This is a genomic window from Deltaproteobacteria bacterium (genome assembly GCA_026712905.1).
In the GTDB taxonomy this organism is placed as follows: domain Bacteria; phylum Desulfobacterota; class Binatia; order UBA9968; family JAJDTQ01; genus JAJDTQ01.
This window is the reverse complement of sequence record JAPOPM010000244.1, coordinates 21,876-31,663: the sequence shown is the minus strand read 5'-3', so window position 1 is coordinate 31,663 and position 9,788 is coordinate 21,876. Positions and strand designations below refer to the sequence as shown.

The window sequence follows — 9,788 nt, the reverse complement described above, 5'->3', positions numbered from 1 at the left end:
GGTCTGGTGCTCGTCCGGCCATCTCTTGTGCTCCGGGCTGGTGTAGGGGTGGATGATGTTCCTCTCACGGAACAACTGCAGCACGCCCGGGGTGCTCTCGATCCCGTCCACAAGGTATTTCTTGGCCTTGGCCTCGGCGAGAACCTTGGATGCAATATCCTTGCTCCCCGCCCGATAGACCTCGATCTTCACGTCGGGATATTTCTTGGCGAAATTCGACTGTATGGTCTTGTAGGACTTGCCGCTGAGCGACGTGTACCAGACCACCTTGCCTTCCTTCTTGGCGCCCTCGTGAAGCATCTTCTCGTAGTTCTCGGCCGAACCTGAGTAATTGGCCAGCTTCTTCAGAACGGCGCTCTGACCCCATGCACTCGATGCGCACAACAAGAGAATCGCGACTGTCCAGTGTAGTGCCTTCATACCGATGGTCCTCCTCTCGGGTTTGGCTCCAGCAGCCGTTGCACTTGCGCACGGACGGACACCCCGCCCTGCATGCAAGGCCACTTGTAGGGCACGGTACGCGCCTTGTCAAACGGATAGTAGTGCGCGAAGATGGCGCGTTCCCGGCAGTCGCAAAGGCTTGAAACGATGCTTAGAACGCGCCCCGTTTGCGTTTCGTTGACCCTGCTCGTCGTGTTCTGCCACGGCGCGCTCTTCGCCGCCTGCAAGGAGGAGAGTTTCGCCAGCCGTTTCGTCCGGCCCGCCTACGCCGCCGCGCCGGACGCTACCCTGAACTACTTCGGCCACAGCTTTTTCCAGCTCGTCACGAGCCGCGGCACGCGCGTGGTCATGGACCCGCTGGCGCCGGGCTGGTACCCCACGCCGGACGTGTCCGCGGACGCTGTCACCATCGGCAGGGAGCACCAGAACCATAACTGGATCCCCATCGTGCGCGGCCGGCCGCTGATTCTCCGGGGCCTTCGGGAGACCCCGTACGCGTACGAATGGAACCAGGTGCGCACCACCGTCAAGGACGTGCTGATCTACAGCGTGCCCATCTACGTCAGCCGTCCCGACGGCGACCTCTTCAAGGGCGCGGCCTTCGTCTACGATCTCGGCCGGCTGTGCGTCGCGCACCTGGGAGACCTTGCCCACCGGCTCACGGCCAAGCAACTGAAGCAATTCGGCAAGGTGGACGTGGCGCTGGTGCCCATCGGCGGCCGTACCACCATGGGGCCCTGGACGGCCCGCGGCGTGGTTGAACAGCTCAAGCCGAAGATCGCGATTCCCATGCACTACCGCGACGATCTCGAACGTGTGCGCATCTTCACGGAGGGCTTCCCCACGCGCACCGTGCCGGAGGGCACCCTGATCATCAGCAAGGGGGCGCTGCCGCGCAAGACCGAGATCGTCGTGATGGGCTATCGCGGGGGGCCGTTCTGAGATTTTTCGTTTGACTGCGTAGTTGTTCCATCCTATTTTACGCGAATTCGTCGGGCGGCGCCTTGGTGGTCAACGGTCACCAGTGCGCCACGGAACAACCAACTCAGGAGGTTTTCATGAGAAGCTTGAGACTCAAGGGGTTGCTGGTGGCGGTCACGGTGGCGGCCATGGCGTGGGCGTCGGGTCCGCAACGGGCAACCGCGGCCGAGATGCCGTCGAGCCTGGAGATCGGCGGCGCCAGCATTGGCGGAGCCTTCTACGTTGTGGCGGGCGGCGTGGCCAAACTGCTGGAAGACAAGATGAAGATCCCGGTCACCGCGGCGGTTACCGAGGGCTCGCGCGAGAACGTACGCCTTATCGACCGCAAGCAGATCTTCATGGGCGTCATCTCGTCGAACAACTCGTACCCGGCGTACCACGGCGTCCTGACGTTCAAGAAGAAACATCCCCTGGCCCTGGTCATGGGGCTCTACCCCAACGCCTTCACGCTTCACACGCTCCCCGGCAGTTCCGTCAACTCGTTCGCCGACCTCAAGGGGCAACGCGTGGGCGTGGGCACCGGCCGGACCTGGGACGCCTTCATGGTGCCCCTGATGAAGGCCCACGGCCTGACCTACAAGAAGGACTTCAAGCCCGTGTACGCGGGAATGAGCGACCTCTACACGCAGCTCGGCGACGGCAACATCGTCGCCATGCCGACCATGGTCTCCGGGCTGAGCCCGATCCCCGCGGCGTTGCGCCTGCACGCCGAGAAGGGCGCGCGGTACCTGCCGCCGGAGCCTCAGGCGGTGGAGAAGATGGTCAAGCAGTTCCCGTACATGACGCGGCAAACCATTCCCGCGAACACGCCCACCTTCGAGAAGGCCGTGGAGACCTTCGACATCGGCGGTCCCTTTCTCACGGTCCGCGCGGACGCCGACGAGGAGCTGGTCTACCGGGTTCTCAAGATGATTCACGGGAACCTGGACAGGCTGGCGGAGGACGTGCGCTACTTCAAGTACGCACAGATCAACCCGGCGGTGCTGACCAGCCAGATCGGGGTCCCCTATCATCCGGGAGCCGTGCGCTACTGGAAGGAAGCCGGCCTCTGGAAAGAGTAGGACGGGAGCGGTGATGTATTGGAAGGAGGCAGGGCTCTGGAAGCCATAGGCCGGATCATCACCCGGCTGCTGGCGATCGGACTGTCGGCGTACGCCGTATGGAACGCCTTCAGTCCGTTGCCTCCCCTTCAGGAACGCAGCCTCTTCCTGCTCGTTCTGTTCGCCCTGGTTTTCCTGACGCAGGCGACGGGACGCGAGAGCCGCCTCCAGGTGGCGGTGGACCTCTTCTGGCTGGCGCTCAGTATGGCGACCTTCGGCTACGTGTTCATCGAGCACGAGGAGATCGCCTTCAAGTCGGGACTGGTTACCCAGACCGACCTGGTGCTGGGAGTGATCTGTGTCATCGTTGTGCTCGAGGCCACCCGGCGCATCGTCGGCATGGCGCTGGTCATCACCGCGGCGGTGTTCCTGGTGTACGTCTTCTACGGCCAGCACCTGCCGCGGTGGGTGGGGGGACACGGCGGCTTTGACCTGGACCGCATCGTCACCACCGTCTACCTGTCCGGCAACGGCGTCTTCGGGGTCGCCACCTACATTACCTTCAAGTTCGTGTTCCTGTTCGTGATGTTCGGCAAGCTGCTGGAAGCCACCGGGGCGCTGGCGTTCATCATGGAGTTCACCCGTTCCCTGGTGGGAAGATACCGCGGCGGCCCGGCCATGATGGCCGTGGTTTCCAGCGGCATGATGGGATCGGTGAGCGGCAGCGCGGTGGCCAACGTGATGGTCACGGGCTCCATCACCATCCCGCTCATGAAACGCGTGGGCTTCCAGCCCCACGTGGCCGGAGCGGTGGAGGCGGCCGCGTCCACCGGCGGCCAGTTCATGCCGCCGGTGATGGGGGCCGCGGCGTTCCTGATGATGCAGTTCCTGGCGGTGGACTATCTCCAGATCGTCAAGGCCGCCCTCATCCCGGCGGTGTTGTACTTCATCGGCGTGCTGGCGGGCGTCTACTTCTACGCGCTGCGCTCCGGGCTGACGGGGTTGCCGAAGAGTGAGCTGACCAGTATCCGGGAAGTCGTGCGCGAGCCCCAGGGGCTGACGTTCATCGCCGGCATCGGCCTGCTCATCGTGCTGCTGCTCCTGCGCATGTCACCCGTCCAGGCGGTGCTGCGGGCGATGACCGTCATCGCGGTGCTGGGGGTGGGCATCGCCGCGATTTCCATGTTTCTCCGGGACCGGGGCGGGTTCGCGAAAGCCGCCCCCGCCGGAGCCTGGAGCGCTGTCAAGAAGGGCATCGAGGTATTCGAGGGCACCGGCCGGGACTTCGTCACCCTCGGCACCGCGGTGGCATGCGTCGGCATCATCATGGGCACCATCCTGATGACCGGTCTGGCCACGCGCTTCTCGGGCCTCGTCATCGGCATGGCGGGCGGGGACCTCACGCTGATCCTGATCCTCACCATGTTCGCCTCCATGATCCTGGGCATGGGGCTGCCCACCAGCATCGCGTACATCATTCTCGCGCTGATGGTGGCGCCGGTGCTGATCAAGGTCGGCGTGTGGCCCATGGCCGCGCACTTGTTCATCTTTTTCTCCGGCATGCTGTCCATGGTAACGCCGCCCGTGGCCCTTGCCGCCTACGCCGGGGCTACCGTCGCGGGCAGCGACTTCTGGCGCACGAGTCTTTTCGCGGGGCTGATTTCGTTGCCGGTGTATATCCTCCCCTACGCCTTCGTCTTCGGCACGCCGTTGCTGATGCGGGGCCACCCCGTGGATATCGTTCTGACCACGGCAACGGCGGCCGCGGGGGTGATCCTCAGTGCCTATGCCTTGGTCGGCGACTTCAAGGACCGGACCGAAGTGGTGGAGCGGATCGTGGTGTTCGCTGCCGCCATCATGCTCATCGCCCCGGGCACGATGAGCGACATCATCGGCGTCGTCCTGGCCGCGGCCGGCCTGGCCCGGCCGGTCGTACGGCGGATGTCCACGGCCAACGCCACGGGCTGATGGCTCCACGCCTGAACTTCGGCTTCTACGCCAACAACCGCGCTTCGGTATTCCTGCCGAACTTCTCCATGGAGGCCCTGCTGGACCTCGCCGTGGAAGCGGAGGAACTGGGGTACCACTCCGTCTGGGTCGGCGACAGCCTGCTGGCCAAGCCCCGCTACGATCCCGTCGTGACGCTCACGGCCATCGCCGCGCGCACCAAGCGCATCAAGCTGGCCACGGGCATCCTCCAGCCGCACATGCGCAACCCGGTGCTGGCGGCCCTGGAGTGGGCCACCCTGGACATCGTCTCGAACGGCCGCACCATCATGGGCGTCGGACCGGGGGCCGGGCCGCCGGACCTGCTCTCCAAGGAATGCGAGGTGGCCGGATTCGACCGCCGGGTCCGAGGCAAGGTCTTCGAGGAGTGCCTGGAGGTGCTGAAAGCGTTGTGGACGCGGGACGTCGTGGACTTCGAAGGGCGCCACTACCGCTACCGGGAGGTTTCGCTGGGATACAAGCCGGTGCAGCAGCCCCATCCCCCCATCTGGATCGCCGCCGGCCACTATAACCCGGTGAAGGTGGAGAACTATCGCTACGGACACTTCGTGGCCGCCGACGCCGGCAAGCACACCGGCCCGTTCGATCGGGTGGCGCGGCTGGGGGACGGCTGGTTGACCAACCACCTGAGCCCAACGGAGTACGCGGAGCGGTACGCGGGAATCTCCGACAGCGCCACGCGGCAATACGGCCGGCCCGCGGGCGCGGTCCATCCCGCCATGAACTGCTGGATCAACGTGGCGGCGGACCGGCGCAACGCCCGCGCCGAGGCCCGCTGGATGCTGGAGAACTACCACCGCATGCCCTTCGACGACGAGAGCGTGGACCGATGGGTGATCTGCGGCACCCCGGGGGAGTGCATCGAGCGCCTGGAGGAGTTCGTCGCCGTGGGCGTCCGCACCATGGAGTTCGTGCTCGCGTCGAAGGATCAGCCGGAACAGATGCGGCGGCTCGGGCGCGACGTCCTCCCCGCTTTCGCCGGTTGAAACTTCGGCTCGGCTTGTCGTCGTTCGGCCCCGCAACGGCCGCGCGGCTTCACGGGCGGCCGTAGGGAACCCCATCCCGTCTAAATATTAAGTCAAGGTCGGTTAAGCGAGGACGACGGTTTGAGGATGACGGAGACGCTGCCGTATCGCCTGACGTTGGAAGATGCGGAACGGGACGTGGTGCGACGAATCCGGGGCGGCGACGCGGACGCCTACCGGCTTCTGGTCGAGCGCCACCAGGCGCGCATCCACCGGCTCGTCGGCCGGTTCCTGGGACCGGACCACGGGGATGTGGACGACGTCGTCCAGGATGTGTTCGTCAAGGCGTTTTTCTCGCTGAGCAAGTTCCGGGAAGACGCGGCCTTCGGTACCTGGATCACGCGCATCGCCATCAACCGCGCCCGGGACGAGCTCAAGCGGCAATCGGGGAAGGTATCCCTGGATACGGAGCCCTCCGAGGACGCCGTCGACAGTCTGCGCGACCGGCTCGCCAGCGACGAGCAGCCGGACGACGGAGTGAACGAAGCCCGCGAGGCCGCGGTCAGCGGCGTGGTCGCCCGGACGGTGGCCCAACTCCCCGACCGGCTCCGCGTCGTCGTGACGCTGAAGGACATGGAAGGGAATTCGTACCAGGAGGTAGCCCGTATCCTGGATTGTTCCCTGGGCACGGTCAAGTCGCGCCACGCCCGGGGACGCGCGCGCCTGCGGCAGATGCTCACGCCCCATGTGGCGGAACTGTTCGGCGGCCCGCGCGACGGCCAGGGTCCAGGAGGCCAGGGAGGTGATTCGTGACCTGTGATGATTTCACGCGGTGGCTGGAATCCGCCGGCGCGAAGCTGACGGAGGATCTTCCCGAAGCACACGCGGCACACATCGGTGCGTGCGCCACATGCCGCGGAACCCTGGAGGAGGAACGGCTCTGGCGGCGTTTCTTCTCCGCCGCGCCGGCGCCGTCCCCTCAACGGCCCGCGTGGCCCGGGGTGATCGCCCGTATCCGCGAGGAAGAGAACCGGCGCGCGTCATGGAGCGACGCCCTCCTGCTGTTCAGCCGCCGGCTCGCCCCGGCCTTTGCGCTGGTGGTGGTGCTGCTCGGCGGCGTCGGTCTTTGGCGCGGCATGCTGGCGCAGCCCCTGGAGGGGACGCCCGCCACCGTCACCATGCTGGAGGGCGTATCGGGCCAGGACGTCGTGTCCGCGGACGAGCCCGACGCGGTCCTGATCGCGTGGGTGGGAGATCGGAACCCATGAAGAGAAAAGCCTTGATCGCAGTGGTGGGAGTCTTCCTGCTCGGACTCATGGGCGGTGCCGTCATCGGCAACGTGTTTCCCGTGAGAGAGCTGTGGGGCAACCCGTGGCGTCACAACCGGGAAGCCGGGAAACACTGGGACGGCAAGAAGCACGCCTCCAGCGGACGGTACTTGCGCATGCTGCAGCGAAAGCTCGATCTGTCGGAACGGCAGATGGCGGAGATCGGACCGCTGCTCGGCCAGGCCCGCCGGGACCTATACCAGGCGCGGATCCGCTCTCACGAGGATGCCGACCGCATCATCATGGAGTTCCACAAGAGAATCGTACCGTCCCTCGACGAGAGCCAGGCGGGCAGGCTGCAGGACCTCACCGACGACTTCCGTGAACGACGCGCGAAAAAGCGCGAGCGGTGGATGTCGCGGCTCGAATCGCGGCGCCGGAGCGACTAGCGCCCCCCTCCCGGCCCTCGGCAACCGCCGCGGCGGACCCGGAACCCCTGCGCGTCTAATCCTTGACATCGCGATCCGGATCGAGCCAATCACCCAACAAGGAGAACCTCAATGAAGAATCGTAAGCGCACCGCATTTCTGATGGTACCCGTGCTCCTGGCGGGCCTTTCCGGCGGCATCGCCTGGAGCCAGCAGGGCGAGGGACGCCGGGGCGACGGCCCGCGCGTGGCCCGCGCCGATGGCGACGAGGAGCGCGGCAGGCGGCACTGGCGCGGACGCGAAGGACGGCGCGGCCATGAGGGGCGGCGCGGACGCGGCGGCCAGGCCCGGATGATGAAGCGCATGACCGAGCGGTTGGAGCTCACCGACGAGCAGGTCAAGAAGATCAAGGACGTGTTCACCGACGCGCGCAAGAAGAAAATCGCTCTCCGCGCCGACGCCCGCATCGCCGGCATCGACCTGCGCCAGATGGTTTCGGGCGAGAGCGTGGACAAGGCCGAGGTCGGCGCCAAAGTGGACGCCATCGCCAAGGTCCGGGGCGACCTGCTGCGCGCGCGCACCGACGCCGTGTTGGCGGTGCGGGAGATCCTGACGCCCGAGCAGATCGCGAAGGCGGACGGTATGCTGAAGCGCCTGTTGCAGGGCCGCGGAGGCCACAAGGGCCGCGGCCGGCGCTAGTACGGCCATCGCTCTGAATGAGGAGCGGGCAGCCCTTGCGGCTGCCCGCTTTTTTGTTCGTGCCCACTTAACGGAAAGTCATTCCCGCGGAAGCGGGAATCCAGGCGGGGTGGAGCGGGGCAAACACACCGTTTCGCCCCACCCCACCCATGGATTCCCGCTTCCGCGGGAATGACGGTAAGAGGCGTACGGCGGGAAACGTCCTCCCAGGGCCAGTTGTCAAAGTGTCGACAACTTGTCTACAGTGGCAGCCATCGCACCCGAGCCCGAGCACAGCCACACTCCATGAGCACACCCGCACCTGCACCCGCCGAGGCCCCGCCCGCCTTCGCCGCGCTTAGGAACCGGGACTTCGCATTGTTCTTCGTCGGCAACATGTTGTCGATGATGGCCGACAACATCGAGCACGTCATCAGTTACGGCATCGTCTACCAGATGTTTCGCTCCGAGACCCTGCAGGGCTTCGCCGTCATCAGCCATTGGATGCCCGCCCTGTTCTTGTCGTGGTACTTCGGTGCGCTCGCGGACCGCATCGACTGCCGGCGGATCATCGAGTGGGCCCAGATCCTGTTCATCTCCGTGAGCCTCGCCTGGGCATTGCTGTTCTACACGGGCCGTCTGGAGATGTGGCACTCGGTGGTCCTGCTGATCCTGCACGGCATGGCCGGCGCGTTGTGGAACCCCGCGCGCCAGCTCATGATCTACGACGTGGTGGGGCCGGAGACGCTTCAGAGCGGCATACGGCTGCTGGCGACAGGACGGCAATTGGGGATCCTGTTCGGCCCGGCCGTGGGAGGCGCCACCCTGTGGTTGCTGAGACCCACGCTGGCACTGGTGGTCAACGCGCTCATCTATCTGCCGCTGATGATCTGGTGCCGGCTGGTCCCCTATACCGGGCACGGCTCCGGGCGGGAGGCCACGAAAGGAACCTGGGCGGACGCCCTTTCGGCGCTGTGGGGCGCCTCCAGCAATCGGGTCCTGCTGGGCATGATCCTGCTCGTGGGGTTCTACGCCTTCTTCGTGGGCAACGCGTTTCAGGCGTTGATGCCCGCGTTCGCCCTGTCGCTCGGCGCGGAGGATCTGAGCCTCGGCTACGCCGCGTTGTTCGCCGCCAACGGCGCCGGCGCGGTCACCGGCGGACTGCTGCTGGAGATACGCGGCCTGTTCAAGGCGCGCCCCACCACGGCCATCGTCCTGGCCATGCTGTGGTGCTGCGCCATGACCGCCTTTGCCGTCTCCACACAGTACGCGCTGTCGCTGGTTTTCCTGTTCCTCGCCGGCATCCTCAACCTCGCGTTCCTGTCCATGGCGCAAACGCTGGTACAACTCGAGGCGCCGGCGCACCTGCGCGGCCGCCTGATCGGGCTCTACAACATGGCCGCCCAGGGACTAAGGACCTTCAGCGGCGTGACCGTAGGCTTTGCCGGAGCGTACATCGGCATCCAGTGGTCGCTGGGGCTCAGCACGCTGGTGGTGATGGGGATCGCCGCCGTCCTGTTCGTCGTCACGGCGAGAGCAGCGAAGCCACCGACCCCCGCCGCCGGATGAACCACACACGAAAGGATTCACTCCATGTCCAAGCGAGTCAGCATCGAGCTTCCCGGCGTACCCCACAACGCTCCGATCCCCATGGGAGCGAAGGTCGGCAACGTCGTCTATTCTTCCGGCATCTCCGGGCGCGACGGTGCCACCGGTGAGATGCCCGCGGACCCGGACCGGCAGGCCGAGGTGCTGTTCGACAACATCCGCAAGTTCATGGAGCTTGCGGGCGGCAGTCCCGACGACATCGTGCGCATGACGGTCTACCTGAAAGAGGAAGAGTACCGCGACTCCATCAACAAGGCGTGGCTCAAGATGTTCCCCGACGAGCACGACCGCCCCGCCCGGCACGCCATCAAGTCCCCGGTCCGCGGGGCCGTGTTGTTCCAGATAGAAGTGGTGGCCGTGCTGTAGCGGCCG

At 65.9% G+C, this 9,788-nt stretch carries 11 protein-coding genes; 10 read left to right on the top strand and 1 reads right to left on the bottom strand.

Annotated elements, in window-relative coordinates; translation table 11 throughout:
• On the bottom strand, window positions 1-420 hold a 420-nt coding region (locus OXF11_20875; protein MCY4489542.1), incomplete at its 3' end, for a hypothetical protein.
• 168 nt (window positions 421-588) lie between these two features.
• On the opposite strand from OXF11_20875, the gene OXF11_20870 reads away from it, so the two are divergent.
• From OXF11_20870 to OXF11_20825, 10 genes are all read left to right on the top strand, one after another.
• The gene (locus OXF11_20870) at window positions 589-1,383 is read left to right on the top strand and encodes an MBL fold metallo-hydrolase (protein ID MCY4489541.1); all 795 of its coding nucleotides are present in this window, start codon (window positions 589-591) and stop codon (window positions 1,381-1,383) included.
• Between the two features lie 116 nt (window positions 1,384-1,499).
• Window positions 1,500-2,483, top strand: a complete 984-nt coding sequence (locus OXF11_20865; GenBank protein ID MCY4489540.1) for a TAXI family TRAP transporter solute-binding subunit — start codon at window positions 1,500-1,502, stop codon at window positions 2,481-2,483.
• A gap of 18 nt (window positions 2,484-2,501) precedes the next feature.
• The gene (locus OXF11_20860; protein MCY4489539.1) at window positions 2,502-4,430 is read left to right on the top strand and encodes a TRAP transporter fused permease subunit; all 1,929 of its coding nucleotides are present in this window, start codon (window positions 2,502-2,504) and stop codon (window positions 4,428-4,430) included.
• Window positions 4,430-5,455: an LLM class flavin-dependent oxidoreductase gene (locus tag OXF11_20855; GenBank protein ID MCY4489538.1), complete on the top strand. Its 1,026-nt coding sequence runs from the start codon at window positions 4,430-4,432 to the stop codon at window positions 5,453-5,455. The genes OXF11_20860 and OXF11_20855 overlap by 1 nt, the downstream gene beginning before the upstream one ends.
• Window positions 5,456-5,581: 126 nt before the next feature.
• Entirely contained in the window at window positions 5,582-6,247 is a 666-nt protein-coding gene (locus OXF11_20850) for a sigma-70 family RNA polymerase sigma factor (protein MCY4489537.1), read from the top strand.
• Window positions 6,244-6,702: a hypothetical protein gene (locus OXF11_20845; GenBank protein ID MCY4489536.1), complete on the top strand. Its 459-nt coding sequence runs from the start codon at window positions 6,244-6,246 to the stop codon at window positions 6,700-6,702. Before OXF11_20850 ends, OXF11_20845 begins: the two co-directional genes overlap by 4 nt.
• Window positions 6,699-7,151, top strand: coding sequence for a hypothetical protein (locus OXF11_20840; protein MCY4489535.1), 453 nt, complete (start codon window positions 6,699-6,701; stop codon window positions 7,149-7,151). Before OXF11_20845 ends, OXF11_20840 begins: the two co-directional genes overlap by 4 nt.
• Window positions 7,152-7,262: 111 nt before the next feature.
• Window positions 7,263-7,829: a Spy/CpxP family protein refolding chaperone gene (locus OXF11_20835; GenBank protein MCY4489534.1), complete on the top strand. Its 567-nt coding sequence runs from the start codon at window positions 7,263-7,265 to the stop codon at window positions 7,827-7,829.
• A 285-nt stretch (window positions 7,830-8,114) separates the two neighbouring features.
• Window positions 8,115-9,377 carry an MFS transporter gene (locus tag OXF11_20830; GenBank protein ID MCY4489533.1) on the top strand — a complete coding sequence of 421 codons (1,263 nt, stop codon included), beginning with the start codon at window positions 8,115-8,117 and terminating at the stop codon, window positions 9,375-9,377.
• 24 nt (window positions 9,378-9,401) lie between these two features.
• A complete protein-coding gene (locus OXF11_20825; GenBank protein ID MCY4489532.1) occupies window positions 9,402-9,782 on the top strand; it encodes a RidA family protein in 381 nt (126 codons plus the stop codon).
• Window positions 9,783-9,788 lie beyond the last annotated feature (6 nt).

What these genes read in the sequence shown, in the direction of transcription:
- OXF11_20870 (MCY4489541.1), top strand. Translation starts at nt 589, where the DNA reads ATGCTTAGAACGCGCCCCGTTTGCGTTTCGTTGACCCTGCTCGTCGTG.
- OXF11_20865 (MCY4489540.1), top strand. Translation starts at nt 1,500, where the DNA reads ATGAGAAGCTTGAGACTCAAGGGGTTGCTGGTGGCGGTCACGGTGGCG.
- OXF11_20855 (MCY4489538.1), top strand. Translation starts at nt 4,430, where the DNA reads ATGGCTCCACGCCTGAACTTCGGCTTCTACGCCAACAACCGCGCTTCG.
- OXF11_20850 (MCY4489537.1), top strand. Translation starts at nt 5,582, where the DNA reads ATGACGGAGACGCTGCCGTATCGCCTGACGTTGGAAGATGCGGAACGG.
- OXF11_20840 (MCY4489535.1), top strand. Translation starts at nt 6,699, where the DNA reads ATGAAGAGAAAAGCCTTGATCGCAGTGGTGGGAGTCTTCCTGCTCGGA.
- OXF11_20835 (MCY4489534.1), top strand. Translation starts at nt 7,263, where the DNA reads ATGAAGAATCGTAAGCGCACCGCATTTCTGATGGTACCCGTGCTCCTG.
- OXF11_20830 (MCY4489533.1), top strand. Translation starts at nt 8,115, where the DNA reads ATGAGCACACCCGCACCTGCACCCGCCGAGGCCCCGCCCGCCTTCGCC.
- OXF11_20825 (MCY4489532.1), top strand. Translation starts at nt 9,402, where the DNA reads ATGTCCAAGCGAGTCAGCATCGAGCTTCCCGGCGTACCCCACAACGCT.